This window comes from Bradyrhizobium sp. NBAIM14 (assembly GCF_020193895.1).
GTDB classification, from domain to species: domain Bacteria; phylum Pseudomonadota; class Alphaproteobacteria; order Rhizobiales; family Xanthobacteraceae; genus Bradyrhizobium; species Bradyrhizobium yuanmingense.
Genome location: NZ_JADYVQ010000006.1, coordinates 393,079 through 411,630 on the forward strand (window position 1 = coordinate 393,079; position 18,552 = coordinate 411,630).

Below are 18,552 nucleotides of genomic sequence, written 5' to 3' on the forward strand. Positions count from 1 at the left end.
CGAAGGCGGAAGGCGGCCTTCAGCCGGGGGCGGTCCGGAGCTGCCTCGATCGCTGCGGCAGAATGTCCGGATCACCTTTTGGTGCAACCGTACGAACGCGCGGATAGTCCCTCGCTAGACGCCGAGAGCCTTGCGGTTCAACGTTCGCAGGAAACGCAGCGACAACGTTCGCACGTTCGCAACATTCAGCAGCCAGGCCGCGGCGGCATAGGCAAGGCCGCCGGCGAGGCTGACGATGACGAGCGGCACGAGGCCGGTGCCGCCCACTTGCGACCGCGCAATCAGGATCGCGGCGGCCATCGCGGCCGCGGAGGCAGCGACGCCGGCGAGGCGATTGAGCTCGAACGGAACCGGATGGGCCCGATGCATCAGGACGAGTGCGACCAGGAAGCCGATCGCCTCGGTCGCCAAGGTCGCCAGCGCCGCGCCGTAAAGGCCGTAGCCGCCGATCAGCGCGAACATCAGGATCACGCTGATCACCAGCGTGAGGAAAGATTGCGTCGCCAGCATGAACGGCCGCTCGGCGAGCTGGAAGCTGATCTGCACGTAGAACTGATTGGCGATGCCGAAGAAGCGCGCAAGCACCAGTGTCGGCAACAGGGCCGAGACGCCGGCGCGGAAGTCGATCCCGACGAGCGTTCCGGCCACCTGGTCCGCCGCAAGCGCAAGCCAGACCGCAACGGGCGCCACCACGACGAGCAGCAGCTCGAGGCTTTCGGTCAGCCGCTCCCGCGTCGTCTCGCCGTTGTTCTCGGACAATGACCGGAACACCAGCGGCACGGTCGCCGCGGCGACGCTGGATGCGATCATCACCATGAACTGGCGCGGCAGATCGGCGGCAACGCCGAAGATGCCGGCAGCATCCTTGCCGAGCAGATAAGCGACAATGAGGCGGTCGCAGGCCGAATAGACCGCCACGGACAATCCCGCCAGCGTCAGCGGCAGGCCGTAGCGCGCCAGCTGCATGAACTGGCTGCGCTGGAATCGCGCGATCCCGGTGCGGTCGCCGACGAGGTTCAGGATGATGCCGGCGAGCGACCCCAGGCCGAATGCGGCGAGCAGCCCCAATCCACCCCAGCCGAGCCAGATTCCGAGAAGACCGAAGCCGACGCTGGAGAAGCTGCGCACGATCGAGATCGCCGCGAACCGGTAGGGGCGCAATTTAGCGCGCTCGAACTCCTGGCCGACATCGACTGCATTGGCCATGATCGCGACGAACATGCTGGCGAGCAGCAGCTCGACGCTGACATCGCTGCGGAACAGGACGACCAGCGGAGTGGTGGCGCAGAGCACCGCGGCCGTGAGCGCGAAGGCGACGATTGCCGTGCCACGAAAATCGACCTCCGCCGACATCGCCTGATAGCGCGACACCGACAGCTTGATCCAGGCGAAGAAGATCGCGCCCAGAATCCCGGCAAGGCTGATGCCGACGACATAGACGCCGTACTCCGCCGGGCTGAGGAGCCGCGTATAGGCCGTGACGGCGAAGAAGCCCACCGCCGCAGGCAGGATGTAGGCGACGAGATAGATCGAGAAATGGCGGTTCAGCATGCGAGCACGGGACCGTGGGCGGCCATCAGGATTAACGGATCGTTAAGACGATTGGGTGCGACAATCGGGGCTCGCCGCTGGCATTGCCAAGGATAGGTCAAGGACAAGTCAAGGATAGCCGGATAACCCTGCAAATCGGATCGCTAATGGAGCGAGCACGCGGTTATCGCGCGTTAGCGTTAAATTTGCCCTGTCCTTGAAGGAGCGGGCGCGATCACAGAAAAGAAGCAATGATAGCGAAACGTCGCCCGACTCCTCCGACGCACTGATGTAACTGATATGGACGTTGTCGAACGAACACGGGCGAGATCGACCTCCCTCCCGCGTCGAACCGCCACTGCTCCCGCGGCTCCGGCGTATCCCGGCGCGAAGGGCCGCGACAGGATGGTCCTCAACCTCTTCTTCGAGGAACGAGACGACCGCTGGTTTCCCGGCGACCGTCACCTTCGGCCGCTGCTGCGCCGGTTGCTGCTGGGCAAGTCCTTCATCAGCGGACAGCGGCGCGTTCTGCTCAATCTGTGCGCAGGTCTCGATCGGCTTGGCATTCGCTACCGCGTCAACGATTATCGCTACATTCGGAAGCATCCGGAGGAACTGGCCTGCATCATCGGCCGGCCGTTCGTGCTCGACTGGTTCAAGTGGAAGAATCCACTGCTGCTTGGCGTCGCCATGTATGACCATCCAATCGACGCACCAGAAACTCTAGAGGATCTCGACGTGAGGCAGGTGCTGTTGCCGTGCGCCTGGTATGCCGACATGTTCCGTCCGCACTGGCCCCATGTCGGTGCCTGGCCCGTCGGCATCGAGACGGATCTGTGGGTCCCGGCGCCGGCCGCGCAGAAGAAGATCGACGTGCTGCTCTACGACAAGGTCCGCTGGGATTACGACCGGTATCAACCGGAGCTGATCGAGCCGATCCGAAAGTTTCTCGAAGCCGGCGGACGCACGGTCGAAACGATCCGCTACGGGCACTACAAGGAAGAGGATTACAAGACCGCGCTGGCGCGCTGCCGCAGCATGATCTTCCTCTGCGAGCACGAGAGCCAGGGCATCGCCTGCCAGCAAGCACTCTCGAGCGGCGTGCCCGTCTTCGCCTGGGATCGCGGCGGGCCCTGGCAGGATCCGAAATATTTCCCGGACAAGGTGCGATACGAGGGTAACGTGTCCTCGGTGCCCTATTTCGACGCACGCTGCGGCATGACCTTCACTGATGCTGGCAGCTTCGCGGCGGGCTGGGGCCGTTTCTGGTCAGAGGTCGAGGCGGGAGGCTTCGCGCCGCGCGATTATGTGCTGGACCACCTGACGCTCGAGAAGGGCGCGCTTCACTATTACGAAATCGCGGAAGCCGCGATGCAGCGGCACGCGTGACCGGGCTCGACCGACGCGAATTCCTGCTCGGCAGTGTCGCAACGCTCGCGGCGGGCGCATCGGCGTCCGCGGTGCCGGCCTCGAAACGCGTCCAACGCCGCCCGGGCTACGGCGCAGCCGCCACGCTCTGGGACCTGCAAGCCGATCCGCGGCTCGGCGAGGCCATCAGCACCTATTGCACGCAGGTGGTGCCGGTGCTCGAGCTGAAATGGCCGATGCTGCGGCCGGACGCCCATACGTTCACCTTCGAGCGCGCCGACGCGATCCTGGATTTCGCGCGCGACAACGATCTGACCATGCGCGGCCACGCACTCGCCTGGTATCACGACATTCCGGACTGGACCAAGCAGATCAAGGGCAGCAAGGGCGTCGAACGCGCCTATCTCGACCACATCGGCACCGTCGTTTCCTACTACAAGGACAAGCTGACGTCGTGGGACGTCGTCAACGAGCCGATCCCGGACAATCCGCGCAGCCCGAAGGACCGGCGCGACACCTTCTGGACGCAACATCTCGGCGATCGCTGGATTCCGCTGGCGTTCCGCACGGCGGCCGCGGCCGACCCCTTCGTCAAGCTCGCGATCAACGAATATGACATCGAATCGGCGAAAGATTCCTTCATCGCCAAGCGGGCCGCCTATCGCACCCTCATCATGGACCTGCTCGATCAGGGCGTTCCGCTCCACGCCGTCGGGCTGCAGGCGCATCTTCACGCCGAGCTTGAGATCGACACGCACGGGCTCGCCGAATTCGTCACCGAGCTGCGTTCCTGGGGGCTCGAGGTTCTCATCACCGAGCTCGACGTCGACGACCAGAAGCTGGCGGGAAGTCCTGCGGAGCGCGACGCCGTCGTCGCCAAGCGCGTCGACGACCTGCTGACGGCCGTTGCCGCGAGCGGCCCGGTGCGGTCGATCCTGACCTGGGGCATCTCGGACCGTTACAGCTGGATCAACGGCACCTTTGCCCGCAAGGACAAGCAGCCGAACCGCCCCCTGCCGCTCGACGGCGAGTTCAAGCCGAAGCCGTTCATGGACGTCATCAGCAAGTTCACGAAGGACGGCTAAAGCGCGATGCGATTAGGATGAATCGTCATCGCGCTTTAGATTATTGTTCGAGCATGATCTTTTCGGAAAACCGCTATGCACTTTTCCGGATCATGCTTTAGAAATCAGCGTGTCTTCGGCGTTTCGAACGCGGCCACATCGCCGATATGATCGGGCGCCAGGCTCGGCGCGCGCCGCTCGCGCGAGGAGAGGCGGAACACGTCGCGGATGTCGGCGATCGACGTCGACGAATAGGACTGAATGCAAAGCGCGACCTGCTCGGGCGAGGCCGTGCGCATCATCGCTTCGATGGCCGGGCGGTCGAGCGGCGTGTCGTCCCAGTGCGAGACCGCGATGCTGTCTTCGGTGAGCCGATGTCGCGCCAGGTGTTCCGGCGCATTGGCGACGAAGTTTCCGTAAAGCAGATACTCCGAAAACTTCTTCTTCCGGCACAGCGCCAGCGCCCAGCTCAGGCCGGTCGCCGACTTGATCGCGTCCGTCATCGCACGCGCCGTGTCCCTGTCCCAGACCAGCGCGTTGCCGACATAATCGTCCGCCGGGAACGCGCGCTCCTTGATGCCGAGAAGCTGGTCGACGGTGCGCAGCCACAGGCCGTGCAACGGGTGGTCGGCGGCGATCGCTTTGCGCGTGACGAACAGCGGCGTCGTCTCAGCGCCGGCATATCGGCTGACGTCGAACTCGCGGAAGAACAGATTGTCCGAATCTAGGATGCAGACGCGCTGCTCGGGCGCGTTGAGGACGCCGGCGATCTTCAGGATCTGCTGGATGTGCCAGCCGTGCACCGGCGAGGACAGCAGCGACAGCCAGACGCGCCGGCTGCCGAACTGGAGCGCCGGCGGCAGCGCGAACAGCCACTTCGGCAGATAGCGCGAGGCCGGAACGATGACCCGCTTGTCGGACGCGAAGCGCGCGAACAGCGGCACGTCCTCATCGTTAACGAGCACATAATGGCGCGTGTATCCCGACAGCCAGGTGTCGATGCTCTCGCTAAGCAGCGAAAAGCGTTCGATATCCTTGGCGTAGCTGGCAGTCAGCAGGGCAACGGAATGCATGGAGCACGCTCAAATGGCCATCAGACCCGCACTGATAGCGGCAATGCGAGATGCCGGAAACTCACGATCGAAATCAAGGTAAAGCGAAACGAAGTGTTAGCCATCCGACGGCAGCCCCTGCTCCAGCCCGCGAAAGCGGAGCGGCGCCAGGGCTGAGGCGCGCTGCCACCAGTCGGCGACGCGGTCGTCGAGGGCGGTCACGCCGCGGCCCCGGCCGGGAAAGATCCGGATCTGCTGGATCGCCTCTGCCTCGAAACCCCTGGCCCTCCGCGTGATCTTGAGGGCGGCGCCTTCGCGGTCGCGCTGCGTCAGCGGCACCAGAAGACGGCCGCGCGGACGGAGCGACCGCAGCCAGAGCGGGTGCGGATGCGGGAAGCCGGCATGCACGATGATCACGTCGGCGGGCTCGCCCACGTCCTTGCACCCATCGCCGTGGACGACCGTGACGTTGCCATAGCCGCGCAAGTAGTTCGCCGCTCGGGTCGCGAGCCGATCGTCGCATTCGATCGCATGGACGCGGCCCTTTTCGCCGACCATGATCGACAGCACCGCGGAGAAATAGCCGAGGCCGCAGCCGATCTGCACCACACGGTCCGCCCGCTTGACGTCGAGAGTGTCGATCAAATGCGCCCACAGGCTCGGCAGGCCGGTGTCGAGCTTGCGGCGTGCATCGATGGCGACCAGCACGTTGTCGTAGAGATGAACGGGATCGGCGTCGGGCGTCGGGCGGTAGCTGCGCGCTGCCTCGCCTTTGATGCGCCAAGGCCCCCTTGGCAGAAATTTCTCGCGCGGAACGGCGGCGAGCGCGGCGAGCAGACGCTTCGAGGCAATCCGCTCGCGCCTGGCGATCAACTCCACGTAGCGCGCCCGCGCGGCGGCAAGATCGCTCATGTCACAGACCGGCCTGCTCGCGCACCGGCGCGTCCATGCCGAGCTCGTCGACGAGCTGCAACGCCTGCTTCAGGTCCGGCGTGTAAAAGCCCTCGCTGAATTTGCCGACGATCGGCATGAGCAGGAGTCTTGCGTGCTCGCGCTTGCCGGCTTGATGCGACAGGCGCGCGAGGCAGACGGCGGTGCGAAGCTCCCAGGACAGCGCTCCCTGCTTGCGTGCGGTCTCCAGCGAAAGGCCGAACAGGTCGTCCGCCTCCTGTACCGACGCCGGGTCGCCACCCGCCAGCGTGATCTCGCCTTGCATGCGATAGACCTCGGCGAGATAGAAGTGATCGCCGGTCCGCCTTGCGGTCGCAAGCGCACCATCCAGCGCGCGCAAGGCGGCGTCGCGCATCCCGACCTTGGCGTACGTTTCCGCGAGCAGACAGCGGAACCAGCAGCCGGCGAGCCAGGAATCCATCGCCTCGTACTCGTCGAGGCCGAAGCGCATCTGGCCGAGGCCTTCGTCGGCTTCGCCGAGCTGAGCCAGCGCCCAGCCGCGCAGGATCGCCGCCTGCTGCTTCCAGTGCAGGAAATTGTGCTCGGTGGCAATGATCATGGCGCGATTGGCGTAGTCGCGCGTGCCTTCGACGTCGCGCAAATGCTGGCGGAGATAGGCGCCGAACACCAGCGCGAAGGCGAGCGTGAAAGGGTGGCGGATCTTCTCGGCGTTCGCGATCGCCTGCTCGCTGTGCTGGCGCGCCGCGTCGGGCCGACCGAGGAACCACAGGAGGTAACCGAGATAGGACAGCGAAACGACACCGGGATCGATGCCGTGCCGTTCCATCAGGTCGGAGTGCAGATCGGGGCTGAACAGGTTGATGCAGCGGTGCAAATGGTGCTGCGAGGCTGCGAAGCGGCCGCGATAGAGCATGGTCATCGCGATCGCGCGGTGCGCCTCGATCAGATAGCCGGTCTGCTGCGCCGGCTGCGTCCGCTCGTTCAGCCGCTCGCGCTTGGCAAACTTCAACAGCTCGACGCTGAGATCGTGCGCGCGGGTGAGATCGGCGCGGATGAAATGGCACACCCAGAGCCCGCGCGTCGCAGCGAAGACCTTTTCGTCGTCATCGAGCTGACGGCCGAGCTCCAGCGCGCGGATGTAGTTCTCCTCGACCTCCTGCACCGCGTAGCCCTTGGCGGCGATCAGCGCGTTGCCGAGCGCGATGCGCAGCTTGAGCTCCATCTCGTCGGCGCCCTGCATGCGCGCATTGGCCTGCACGACGTTAAGGCCGCGGCGCAGGTGGCCGATCGCCTCCAGATTGGCCCCGGTCTTGGCCGCCTGCTTGCCGGCCTTGAGCCAGAAGCTGGCGGCGCCCTCGCTCTGGCCGGATTCGGTCAAATGATGGGCGAGCAGCTCCGGTTCGCGCTCGGTCCTCTCCGGATACATCTCGGCGAGCACCTGGGCGATCCGCGCATGCAGCTTGCGCCGCTCGCTGTGCAACAGGCTCGCATGCGCGGCGTTCTGGATCATCACGTGCTTGAAGGAGTACAGCGCATCCGGCGGATGGCCGCGGCGCATGATCAGCCCGGCCTCCTGCAGATGACTGAGCGCCGCCTCGATCTGCTCGGCCGGCGTATTGGCGACGGCATGCAGCGTCTCGTAGGAGAACTCGCGGCCGATCGTGGCGCCGATCTGCGCGATGCGCTTGAAGGGTCCCATCCGATCGAGCCGCGCCATCAGCGAGTCGGTCAGGGTGGCCGGGATTGCGAGCTGCCGCCACGGCCCCGACAGCACGTAGCGCCCGTGCCGCTCGGTCAGCAGATTGGATTCCAGAACCGTCTTGGTCAGCTCTTCCAGGAACAGCGGCACGCCGTCGGTCTTGACGATGATCTCCTCGACAACCTCCTTGGGCAGCTCGCGTCCCGCGACGCGCTCCACCAGCGTCGTGCGCAACTGCCGGCTCAAGCGGTTCAGGACCAGGGTGGTGATGTGCGAATGCGCGTTCCAGCTCGCCTGGAATTCCGAGCGCGCGGTGATGATCGCCAGGATCGGCTGGTTCTGCACCCGATCGACCAGGAGGTCGACCACCTCGCGGGAGGTCGGGTCGATCCAATGCAAATCCTCGAACGCGATCACCAGCGGCATCTCGCGCGCAAGGCCGAGGAAATGGTTGACCAGCGCCACGACCGTCGCATCCTTCTGCTGCTGCGGCGACAGCTCGAGCGGCGGATAGCGGTCCCCGGTCGGTATCGACAGCAGCGCGGCAAACAGCGGGGTGACCTGCTCAATGTCGCCATCGGCGGCGGCGATCGCGTTCTCCAGGCTCGCCAGCGACAGCGCGGACGAATCCTCGCGATCGAGACCGAGGGAGAATTTGAGCTGCTCGACGAACGGATGGAACGCGGTGGAGGTGTAATAGGGCGAGCACTGCAGCGAGACCTGTCCATGGCGGTCGCCCGATATCCGCTCGAAGATCTCCTGGATGATGCGCGACTTGCCGATTCCGGGCTCGCCGAACTTGACCACGACCTGGCCGTCGCCGTCCTTGGCCTGCTGCCAGCGCCCCATCAACAGCGCGATCTCCTCCTCGCGGTTGACGAGCGGCGTCAGGCGCGTACCCATCGCCGCAGCGAAACGGGTCTCCAACCGCGAGGCGCGCACCACGTGCCAGGCCTGGGCCTTCTCGGAGATCCCCTTCAAGTCGTGGACTCCGAGATTGCGGTAGTCGAACTTCCCCTTCAGCAGCGCCTGCGTCGAGGCCGAGATCACCACGCCGTTGGGCGGCGCCAGGCCTTGCAGGCGCGCCGCGAGATTGACGGTTTCCCCGACCGCGGAGTCGCGTTCTTCGGTGCCCTGCCCGACGAGGTCGCCGACCACAACGAGGCCGGTCGCGATCCCGATGCGGACGGCGGGTGAATGGCTGAGCGCACCACGCGGCTCGACCGCGCGTGCCGTCGACAGCACCCGCACGATCTCGAGCCCGGCGCGCACCGCGCGCTCGGCATCGTCCTCATGTGCGGTCGGATAGCCGAAATAGACCAGGATACCGTCGCCGACGAAACGGGCGGCAAAGCCCTCGTATTGCTTGACCACCCGGACGCAGGTCTCGCGAAAATCCGCGATCATGTCGCGGACGTCCTCCGGATCGAACTGCGCGGACAGCGAGGTGGAATCCACCATGTCGCAGAACATCGTGGTGAGCTGGCGCCGTTCGGCTCCGACCTCCGCCCGGATTTGCGGACGCGGCGCCTCCGCCGGCGCCTCCGTGGTTTCCGCTTGAAACAGCGCCGCCATCGCCCGCTGCAGCCGCTTGCGATCGCCGAGCGGCAATCCGAGCTCGACCAGATCGGCTTCGGTGAGATCCGCGATGACGTCGAGATCGAGGCGGTGCTGCGCGAAAAGATCGGTGTAGTGCCCGAGGCCGATGCTTTCGAGCCAGTGATTCAGCCCACCTTCCAAACTCGTGCTCGGCTCGTTCTCCAGCATCGTGATTCTGCCCGACCCTTACTCCGTCGAAGGGCTCGAGGGCCCCTCAACCACAGATTTTGGGGTCCAAACTTCACCTCGGACTGGACGCATTCCCCAACTTCTTGGAAGAATAACTTAATCGGTCCAAAAGGGAATGGCGTTGTCGGACATTGCATCCGGAGCGGACGAAGCATCAGCCGGCACCACGGCCGAAACGAAGGTGTTCGCGCATATCAGCGGCCTTCTCGAATTCTACGCCCGCAGGACGCCGGCGGCGCCCGCACTCCTCGCTTCCGGCCGGCCGGCGCTCAGCTATGGCGCGCTGGCCGAGTCGATCCGGCAACTGGTGCGTGCCTTGCGTGAACTCGGCATCCGTCCCGCAGACCGCATCGCGGTGGCGCTGCCGCGCGGCGCCGATACTGCCCTGGCGCTGCTAGCAGTCGCATCAGGCTGCGCCTGCGTCCCCGTCAACCCCGATCTGACGGCGGACGAGCTGCAACGCTATTTCAGCGAACTGAAGCTGACCGCGCTCGTGACCCGGGCCGACATGAACTCGGCGAGCCGTGACGCCGCCAGGATGCTCGACATCGCATTGATCGATTTCGTGGCGGGGCCCACCCACGATCTCGGCGGCTGCGCGTTCATTGCTCCGGCGATCGGGCCGGCCAATGCCGGCGGCGCTTCGCGCGGCGACGACGATGCGTTCATCCTGCTGACGTCAGGCACGGCGGCGCGACCGAAAATGGTGCCGCTGACCCATCGCAATGTCTGCCTGTCCGCTTACAATGCCGGCCATGTGCTGTCGCTCACGATGCATGATCGCCTACTCAACGTCCTGCCGCTGTTTCATGCCCATGGCTTGATCTCCGGCCTGCTCACGGCGCTGGCCGCGGGCTCCAGCGTGATCTGCACCGACGGTTTCGACGCAGCGTCGTTCTTCGGCTGGATGCGGGAGCTGCAACCGACCTGGTACACGGCGGTGCCGACCATTCATCGCGCATTGCTGACGGCGGCGGAAGTAAACCCCGACCGCGCCCGACCATCGTCGCTGCGCGTGATCCGGTCGGCTTCGGCCTCGCTCGCGCCGACGATTCTCGCCGGGCTGGAGACAACGTTCGGCGTTCCCGTGCTCGAAACTTACGGCATGACCGAGGCGGCCTCGCAGATTGCGGCCAATCGGTTCGAGCTGCGCAAGGTCGCGTCGGTCGGTCGCGCCGCCGGCCCGGAGATCGCGATCATGGACGAGACCGGCCGCACGCTCGCAAGCGGGGCGCACGGCGAGATCGTGCTGCGCGGGCCGAACATGAGCCGCGGCTATTATAATGACGAGCCGGCGACGCGGGCCGCATTCCGCAACGGCTGGTTCAGGACCGGCGACCTCGGCTATCTCGATGACGACGGCTATCTCTTCATCGTCGGCCGCATCAAGGACGTCATCAACCGCGGCGGGCAGAAGATATCGCCGCTGGAGGTGGAAGACGTCCTGCTCAGCCATCCGGCGGTGCTGGAAGCCGGCGTGTTCGCGGTCCCGCACCAGAAGCTCGGCGAGAACGTCGCGGCCGTCGTGGTGCTGCGGCCGAACGCCGAGGCGACCTCGGACCAGTTGCGCCAATTCGCGCGAAAGCGGCTTGCGGCCTACAAGATACCGAGCCTGATCCGCAGCGTGGCGGCGCTGCCGAAGGGCGCCAGCGGCAAGGTCAAGCGCAACGCCCTCGCCGGGCTGATTGCAACGGTCGACGCGGACGACGAGACCCGGCTGCCGCGCAATGCGGTCGAGAGCCAGCTCGCCGAGATCTGGGCCGGCCTGTTGGAGCTGCCGCAGGTCGGCGCCGACCAGGACGTCTTCGCGCTCGGCGCGGATTCGCTCGCGGTGACACAGATGCGCTCGCGCCTGCGCGACCGCTTCAATGTCGACTTCTCGTTCGAGGATATCTTCGATTGCCCGACGGTCGCAGCGCTTGCGGCCCGGATCGAGACCGCCGCAAGCCGGCGCGAGACGGCGCTGCCGGGCTGGCGCCGGCTTGCAGGCACGGACGCACCGCTGTCGTTCCAGCAGCAGCGGATGTACGTGCTCTCGCGACTGGACCCGACGCGGTACAATTATAACGTCGTCGAGATCGCCGTCCTCAAGGGCCCGGTCGACGCCGCCGCGCTGTCTGCGAGCCTCGCTGCGATCTCAACGCGCCATGAGGCGCTGCGCTCGGTGTTCGTCGAGCGCCAGGGCGAGCCGATGCAACTCGTGCTGTCATCGACGCCGCGGCTGGAGCGCATCAAGCTCAAGCCATGCCCTGCGGGCAGGCGGCCTGCGGCAATCCGGCGCGAGGCGCTCAGGCTTGCGCAACGTCAGTTCGACCTGGCCCACGCGCCGCCCCTGAAGACGACACTGCTGTCGTTCGACAGGAACAACCATGCGCTGGTGGTCAACGTCCATCACCTCGCCACCGATGGCTGGTCGCAGCGGCTGTTCTGGCAGGAGCTCGCCGTCCATTATGCCGCGACACGCAAGAAGCATTCGGCCGCACTGCCGCCGCCCGCTTTCCAATATCGCGACTTCGCACTCTGGCAGCAAAGCTGGGCGCAGACGCCCGCGGCCAGGGAGCAGCTTGATTATTGGCGGACCCAGCTCGACGGCGTCACCATGCTGCCGCTGAGAACCGACAGGCCGAGACCTGAGATCTGGAGCGGACACGGCGCGCGTCACTACCTTGAATTCTCAAAGTCCCTCTCGTCCGAGCTGCGCGCGTTGAGCCAGAACCAGGGCGTCACGCCGTTCATGACGCTGCTCGCCGCTTTCCAGTGCCTGTTGTTCCGCCACACCTCGCATGAGGACGTCGCCACGGGATCGCTGATCGCCAACCGCAACCAGATCGAGAGCGAACGCCTGATCGGGCTGTTCGCCAATACCCTGGTCCTGCGCAACGATTTCAGCGGCGATCCGAGCTTCGGCGAGATGTTGCGGCGGGTACGGCAGGTCACGCTGGACGCCTACCGCAACCAGGACCTTCCGATCGAGGAGGTGTTGCGCGCATTGCGGGTGGCGCGCCGCAGCGACGGCAATCCGCTGTTCCGGATCATGTTCATCCTCCAGAACGCCTCGATCGAGGCGGCGCGCTTTCCTGGCCTGTCGACCCGGCGGCTGGAAGTCGATCCCAGGGTGGCGCGGTTCGACATCACGCTCGAACTGGTCGAGGCCGATGGCCGCTTCACCGGCTTCTTCGAATACGCCACCGATCTGTTCGAGGCCGCGACGATCGAAGCCATGGCGGCCCAGTTCAAGGCGCTGCTCAAGGCCGTCATCGCCAATCCGGAACAGCGCATCTCGCGCCTGCCGCTCCTGACCGGGGCCGAACGTCGGCAAGCGCTGGCAAAAGGCCGGGGCATGCCGGCCAATTTCACCACACGCGGCAACTTGAGCGAACGCTTCGAGCGCCAGGCGAGGAAGACGCCGAACGCAGTCGCGGTCTCGGACGGTCGCACGTCCCTGACCTATCGCGAGCTGGCGCGTCGCACTGGGGCGGCCGCGCGCTGGCTTGCCCGTGAGGGCGTCGGCGCCGAGAGCGTGGTTGCCCTGCTCGCGGAGCGCGGGCCCGACCTGCTCGCCGCGATGATCGCGGTGCAGCGCGTCGGCGCGGCCTTCCTCAATCTCGATCCCGACCAGCCGACGGCAAGGCTCTCGACCATCCTCGGATCGAGCTGTGCCCGCGTGCTGCTGACCGGGCGGGCTCAGTCTGCCATGGTCGAGGCCCTGCTCGAACCGCTGGTCGAGCGCATCCCGGTGGCCGAGCTCGACGACGCTCTTGCATCCGGGTCGACAAAGCCGGCCCGCGCCGCACGCCGCGCCGCCTCGAGCCTTGCCTATCTCGTCTATACGTCCGGCTCCTCCGGCGCGCCGAAGGGCGTCATGATCGAGCAGCGCGGCCTGTCGAACCATCTGGCCTCGCTCATCTCCGAACTCGGCCTCTCGCCTAAGGACGTGATCGCGCAGACCGCGCCGCAGAGCTTCGTCATCTCGGTCTGGCAATTCCTCGCCGGTCCCATGGTCGGCGCGCGCGTCCATGTCTGCGGCAGCGCGATCGTGCAGGACCCGATGCTGCTGGCGCGCGAGATCGAGCGCGAGGGCATCACGGTGCTCGAGATCGTGCCCTCGCTGCTGCGCCTCATTCTCGAGCGTATGGACGAGGCGCCGATCCCGCGCGCCTTCGCGAAGCTGCGGCTGCTGATCTCGACCGGCGAGCCGTTGCCCGTCGAGCTCTGCCGCGCCTGGTTTGCCCGCTGCCCGAGGGTGCCGCTGATCAATGCCTATGGCGCGTCGGAATGCTCCGACGACGTCTCCCTGCATCGCCTTACCAAGGCGCCGGCGATCGCGACGGCCAACGTTCCGGTCGGGGCGCCGCTGCCGAACACGCAGCTCTACGTGCTCGACGCGCAGCTCCAGCCGCAACCGATCGGCGTGACCGGCGAGCTCTGCATCGGCGGCGCCGGAATCGGCCGCGGCTATATCAACGATCCCGCGCAGAGCCGGCAGCGCTTTCTGCCCGATCTGTTCTCGCGCCAGGCCGGCAGCCGGCTCTACCGGACCGGCGATCTGGCCCGGCGCCGCGCCGACGGGACGATCGAATGCCTCGGCCGCGCCGACCATCAGGTCAAGATCCGTGGCTATCGTATCGAGCTCAAGGAGATCGAGAACGCGCTGGCCGAGCATCCAAGCGTGCGCGCCGCCATCGTCGAACCGCGCCGCGAGGCGAGCGGCGGCATCAGGCTGATCGCCCATGTCGTCGCCAAGCCCGGCAGCCGCAGCAGTGCCAGCGAGCTGCGCGATTTCCTGAAGAGCCGCCTCTCCGTCCACGCCGTCCCCGCCGCCTTCCTGTTCCTGGATCAGGTGCCGCTCAACGCCCATGGCAAGATCGACCGCTCGGCGCTGCTGGCGTCCGTCCCACCGGAAACGTCCGGCGCGGATGCGGTCGTCCCGGCGCGGCACTTCACCGAAAAGGTGCTCTCCGACATCTGGATCGACCTGCTGAACGTCGAACGCATCGGTGTTACCGACAATTTCTTCGACCTCGGCGGCCATTCGCTGCTGGCCGGCCAGGTGATGGCGCGCATCGCGCGGGCGCTCGGCGTGTCGCTGCCGATCAAGGCCCTCTTCGAGGCGCCGACGATCGAGGGGTTGGCGCGGCGGGTCGAACAGACCGTGGCCACGAAGCCGCACAAGCCTGCCGCAAGCCTGCCGCGATCGGCTGCGGGCGGGCCGCCGGCGTTTTCCACCGGACAGGGCCAGATGCTGCACATCGAGCGCAATCTGCCGGGGCTGCCGCAGCTCAACCTGCCCTTCGCCTTCCGCCTGCAGGGCCCGCTCGATTCGGCCGCCCTGGCAAAGGCGATCGACGACGTGGTGCGCCGGCACGAATCGCTGCGCACCGCGTTCGCCTGGAACGGCGATGAGCCGGAAAGCCGCATCGCCGCGCCACGCACGCTCGGCCGAATCATGACGGTCGAGACGATCGGCGACGGTCATTCCCACAACAACAAGCGGCGCAAGGCGCTCGAGCTCAGGAAGATCGATCTCCTGATCGAGCAGGAGGCCTATACCCCGATCGACACCACGCGCGCGCCGCTGTTGCGCGCCCGGCTGTTGCGGCTCCACGACGACGACCACGTGCTGCTGCTGACGCTGCATCACGCCGTCGTCGACGGCTGGTCGATCGGCGTGCTGTTCGAGGAATTGTCGAGCCGCTATGCCGCGCTGGCCGGATATCCGTCCGCGCCGCTGCCGAAGCCGCCGCCGGCCTTTTCGGACGTGGCACGTTGGCAGCGCTGGTGGTGCGGCACCGACGCGGCGCGCCGCCAGGCGTCCGACTGGATCCTGAATTTGCGCGGAGCGGGTCCCCTCTTCGACGGCGAATCGAGCCCGGGCGCCTCCACCGGGCATCATCCGGTCTGCCTCGAGCGCGAGCTGATCGCCCGGTTGACGGCGTTTGCCGGCCAACACAATTGCACGCTGTTCATGTGCTTCCTCACCGGCCTGAAGGCCATGCTGCTGGCCCGGACGGGCCGCACCGACATCGCGGTCGCGACCGCGATGGCCAATCGTGCCCAGCCGGACACCGACCGGATCATCGGCCCGTTCGAGAACACGGTGATCGTCCGCACGACAATCACGCCGGACCTGTCTTTCGCGCAGGCTCTGCTGCGGGTGCGCCAGAGCGTGCTCGAGGCGCATGCGCGGCAGGAGCTGCCGTTCAACGTCCTGGCCGATCGACTGGAGCAGGAGGGGATCGATCCGGCCTCGCTGCTCCAGGTCTATTTCACGCTGCAGAATCCGTTGCGCCGGCCGCTCGATCTCCCGGATCTCGCGACGGAATCGATCGGCAACGTCACGCGCGAAGGCCAGCCGGTGCTGCCGATCGACCAGACCTGGCTGTCGCTGATGCTCAAGGAGCGCCCGACCGGCATTACCGGCTCCTGCAATTACAAGCGCGATTTGCTCGAGGGCCGAGCGGTCGGCGAATGGATGGAGGACCTCGTCGCCCTGCTAACGGCGGCGATCGCCCAGCCCAACGCACCACTCGGCAGATTGCTCGCGCGCAGGGCCGCTTGATGCCGCGACATCGCGCCAGAATACGGGTTCACGCCCCAAAGCTGTGAATGATCAAGTTGCAGCTTGATTATTTGGCGTCGTCGCGCAAGATTATTCTCGGATTTTGATTTGGGATGATCATTTTCAACCGGGGGAGTGTTATGGGTTTCATCAAATTTACCAAGAAGACCTCGCTCAGCGCGGAGGACCGCAAGGCGCTGCAAGACCTGCTCAATTTCGAGAAGCAAAAACTCCAGCTCGCACTGAAGGATGTCGACGCCAGCCTTAAGGCTCTGCGCGGGTCCAAGAAGAAGAAGTCCAAGAAGAAGTAAACTCGTCGGTCGGGGACGGCCGTACGAATCTTCGCAGAGCGGCCGCTTGCGTGTCGAGTTTGGGGGCTCGCACAAGCTTGCGCCTGTAAACCGGCCTGCAAATCGACAAGAATTCGCCCGGGTGGACCGCTAGGTACGGTCCTCTCGGCTGATTCTTGCGCAGTTGTTTCTTCCGTCGGCACCGAGGGATTTGGCCTCGCCCGACGCCATGGGCCCAATTGATGGCAGACGACAGAATCGAACTCTTTGTCGGACTGATCGAGATCATTGACGTGCCGGGCGCGGCGGAGGCGTGCCGACGCCTGCTCTCGGTCGACGAGCGGGCCCGGGCCGATCGCTTCGTGTTCGAGCGGCATCGGCGGCAATACATCTTCGCGCATGCGATGTTGCGCCTGGCGCTGTCACAGGTCGCTTCCAACGTCGCGCCCACCGACTGGTCGTTTGGCGCGGGCCGCTATGGCCGGCCGTTCGTCGCAGCACCAGCCACCTCGACCGCGCTGCATTTCAGCCTGTCGCATGCCGACGGCTGCGTCGCCTGCGTGGTGTCGCGGCATGAGGCCGTCGGGGTCGACGTCGAAACCGTGTCGCGGCGCGTCGCGCCGCTGTCCACCGCGCTTCGCTTCTTTGCGCCGGAAGAGGTCGAAGCCTTGCGCGGACTGCCGGAGGCCGCGGCGATCGAGCGCTTTTTCGATTATTGGACGCTCAAGGAGGCCTATCTGAAGGCCAGGGGCTTTGGGCTCAATCTGCCGCTCGACGCCTTCGCCATGCAGGTGTCACGCGAGGCCATCGAGATCAGCTTCAAGCCCGACATCGTCGACGATCCGGACGCCTGGCGCTTCTCGCTGTGCTCGCCATCGCCCGCGCATCGCCTCGCGATCGCCGACGGCTCCCGCGCGGACGGCGGCCTTCCCATCAGCCGCCATGCCTGGCCCCTCCGCGAAGCGGCTGAGTGAGGCGGCTCGTGTCTGCAAGGCGCGTGCGCCGAGTGGGATGTTTTGAGTCGCGAGCGACGCGGCTTCTTCTCCCTCGCCCCGTTGTTACGGGGACGCGACGAGCTTCGCTCGCGTTGAGTGGTCGGGGTGAGGGACCTCTCTCCGCACAGGGGACCGCCGCGCGACCTGTACCCCCTCACCCGGAATTTGCTGCGCAAATTCCGACCTCTCCCCGCAAGCGGGGAGAGGTAAGCATCACCGCGCTTCTTCGAATCCCGCCAGCACAGAGGTCAGGTTGGCGCCGAGAATGTCCGAGAGATAGCCGCCTTCCTGCACGAGCACGGTCGGCAGGCCCAGCTTCGCGATGGCCTGGCCGATGCGGCGGAAGCCGGGTGTGGTGACGGCCAATCCCTTGAGCGGATCGTGCTCGGAGGCATCGAGGCCGAGTGCGATGACGAGGGCGCCGGGTGCAAAGGATTCGATCGCCTTGCGCGCGATGTCCAGCGCCTGGAGATAGCCGTCATCGCCGGTGCCGATGGGAAGCGGAATGTTGAGGTTGGTGCCGAGGCCGGGTCCTTCGCCGCGCTCATGCGCATAGCCCCATACGTACGGATAATACGCAACGGGGTCGGCATGGATCGAGATCGTGTAGACGTCGGGCCGGGCATAAAAGATGCCTTGCGTGCCGTTGCCGTGATGGACATCGACGTCCAGGATCACGACGCGCTCGTGCTTCTGCCGCAGATGCGCCGCCGCGATCGCGCTGTTGTTGAGGAAGCAGAAGCCGCCGGCCATATCGCGATAGGCGTGATGGCCGGGCGGGCGGCAGAGCGCGTAGACCGCGTCCTCGCCGTCCATCACCATCTGCGCAGCAGTGACCGCAACGTCGGTGGCGGCGCAGGCCGCGGCCCACGTGCCCGGACCGATCGGCGCTGCGGTGTCGGCGGTGTGCCAGCCGAGCTTACCGACGATGTGGGTCGGATAGGTCGCGGCATGGCGCACGGGATGGACATTGCCGATCATCTCCGGGCCGGAATCGCCGAGCGCCGTCCAGGCGTCCCAGGCTTCGCTGAGGAACGACAGGTATTCCGGACTGTGAACGCGTGCGCGCGGACCGGGCCCGAACTTGGTTGGTTCGACCAGTTGATGCCTGCCGTCCTTCAATCCCCTGAGCAGGCGATCGGCGCGCTCGGGCTGCTCGGTGGTGCGCTTGACGACACCGCGCACCAGGAAGAATTGCGGATCGTGACTGCGGTGCAGTTCGGTATGGACGGCTTTCACTCAAACACCCCGTGGTCGCATGCTACTGGACGTGCCGCAGAGTCTTGATCGCCACG

Annotated in this window: 10 protein-coding genes; 5 read left to right on the forward strand and 5 right to left on the reverse strand. The window is 66.1% G+C overall.

What is annotated here, in order from left to right; genetic code table 11:
* Nucleotides 1-114: 114 nt before the first annotated feature.
* Nucleotides 115-1,551 (reverse strand): lipopolysaccharide biosynthesis protein, encoded by a 1,437-nt coding sequence (locus I6F28_RS18405; protein ID WP_225140439.1) that lies wholly within the window; start codon nt 1,549-1,551, stop codon nt 115-117.
* Nucleotides 1,552-1,830: 279 nt separating this feature from the next.
* On the opposite strand from I6F28_RS18405, the gene I6F28_RS18410 reads away from it, so the two are divergent.
* Together I6F28_RS18410 and I6F28_RS18415 are read left to right on the forward strand one after the other, a co-directional pair.
* Complete coding sequence (locus tag I6F28_RS18410) at nt 1,831-2,919, forward strand: glycosyltransferase family 1 protein (RefSeq protein WP_225140440.1); 1,089 nt, start codon at nt 1,831-1,833, stop codon at nt 2,917-2,919.
* Entirely contained in the window at nt 2,916-3,983 is a 1,068-nt protein-coding gene (locus I6F28_RS18415) for an endo-1,4-beta-xylanase (protein WP_036011740.1), read from the forward strand. Before I6F28_RS18410 ends, I6F28_RS18415 begins: the two co-directional genes overlap by 4 nt.
* Before the next feature lie 104 nt (nt 3,984-4,087).
* Here the strand turns inward: I6F28_RS18415 and I6F28_RS18420 are convergent, their stop codons facing one another.
* From I6F28_RS18420 to I6F28_RS18430, 3 genes are all read right to left on the reverse strand, one after another.
* The gene (locus tag I6F28_RS18420; protein ID WP_036026769.1) at nt 4,088-5,035 is read right to left on the reverse strand and encodes a DUF6492 family protein; all 948 of its coding nucleotides are present in this window, start codon (nt 5,033-5,035) and stop codon (nt 4,088-4,090) included.
* Between the two features lie 96 nt (nt 5,036-5,131).
* Entirely contained in the window at nt 5,132-5,926 is a 795-nt protein-coding gene (locus I6F28_RS18425; RefSeq protein WP_036011751.1) for a protein-L-isoaspartate O-methyltransferase family protein, read from the reverse strand.
* A 1-nt stretch (nt 5,927) separates the two neighbouring features.
* Entirely contained in the window at nt 5,928-9,392 is a 3,465-nt protein-coding gene (locus I6F28_RS18430) for an ATP-binding protein (protein WP_225140441.1), read from the reverse strand.
* 136 nt (nt 9,393-9,528) lie between these two features.
* Here I6F28_RS18430 and I6F28_RS18435 point away from each other — a divergent pair, with 136 nt between their 5' ends.
* The 3 genes from I6F28_RS18435 to I6F28_RS18445 all read left to right on the forward strand — a co-directional run bounded on the left by I6F28_RS18435 (nt 9,529) and on the right by I6F28_RS18445 (nt 17,236).
* Nucleotides 9,529-15,972, forward strand: a complete 6,444-nt coding sequence (locus I6F28_RS18435; protein WP_225140442.1) for a non-ribosomal peptide synthetase — start codon at nt 9,529-9,531, stop codon at nt 15,970-15,972.
* Nucleotides 15,973-16,112: 140 nt separating this feature from the next.
* The gene (locus I6F28_RS18440) at nt 16,113-16,283 is read left to right on the forward strand and encodes a hypothetical protein (protein ID WP_167361674.1); all 171 of its coding nucleotides are present in this window, start codon (nt 16,113-16,115) and stop codon (nt 16,281-16,283) included.
* Nucleotides 16,284-16,504: 221 nt separating this feature from the next.
* Nucleotides 16,505-17,236, forward strand: coding sequence for a 4'-phosphopantetheinyl transferase family protein (locus I6F28_RS18445; RefSeq protein ID WP_225140443.1), 732 nt, complete (start codon nt 16,505-16,507; stop codon nt 17,234-17,236).
* Between the two features lie 234 nt (nt 17,237-17,470).
* Here the strand turns inward: I6F28_RS18445 and I6F28_RS18450 are convergent, their stop codons facing one another.
* Entirely contained in the window at nt 17,471-18,496 is a 1,026-nt protein-coding gene (locus tag I6F28_RS18450) for a histone deacetylase family protein (protein ID WP_036011774.1), read from the reverse strand.
* Nucleotides 18,497-18,552 lie beyond the last annotated feature (56 nt).

Bases quoted from the DNA above. Each gene is read 5' to 3' on its own strand.
- I6F28_RS18405 (WP_225140439.1), bottom strand. From the start codon at position 1,551: ATGCTGAACCGCCATTTCTCGATCTATCTCGTCGCCTACATCCTGCCT.
- I6F28_RS18410 (WP_225140440.1), top strand. From the start codon at position 1,831: ATGGACGTTGTCGAACGAACACGGGCGAGATCGACCTCCCTCCCGCGT.
- I6F28_RS18420 (WP_036026769.1), bottom strand. From the start codon at position 5,035: ATGCATTCCGTTGCCCTGCTGACTGCCAGCTACGCCAAGGATATCGAA.
- I6F28_RS18425 (WP_036011751.1), bottom strand. From the start codon at position 5,926: ATGAGCGATCTTGCCGCCGCGCGGGCGCGCTACGTGGAGTTGATCGCC.
- I6F28_RS18430 (WP_225140441.1), bottom strand. From the start codon at position 9,392: ATGCTGGAGAACGAGCCGAGCACGAGTTTGGAAGGTGGGCTGAATCAC.
- I6F28_RS18435 (WP_225140442.1), top strand. From the start codon at position 9,529: ATGGCGTTGTCGGACATTGCATCCGGAGCGGACGAAGCATCAGCCGGC.
- I6F28_RS18440 (WP_167361674.1), top strand. From the start codon at position 16,113: ATGGGTTTCATCAAATTTACCAAGAAGACCTCGCTCAGCGCGGAGGAC.
- I6F28_RS18445 (WP_225140443.1), top strand. From the start codon at position 16,505: ATGGCAGACGACAGAATCGAACTCTTTGTCGGACTGATCGAGATCATT.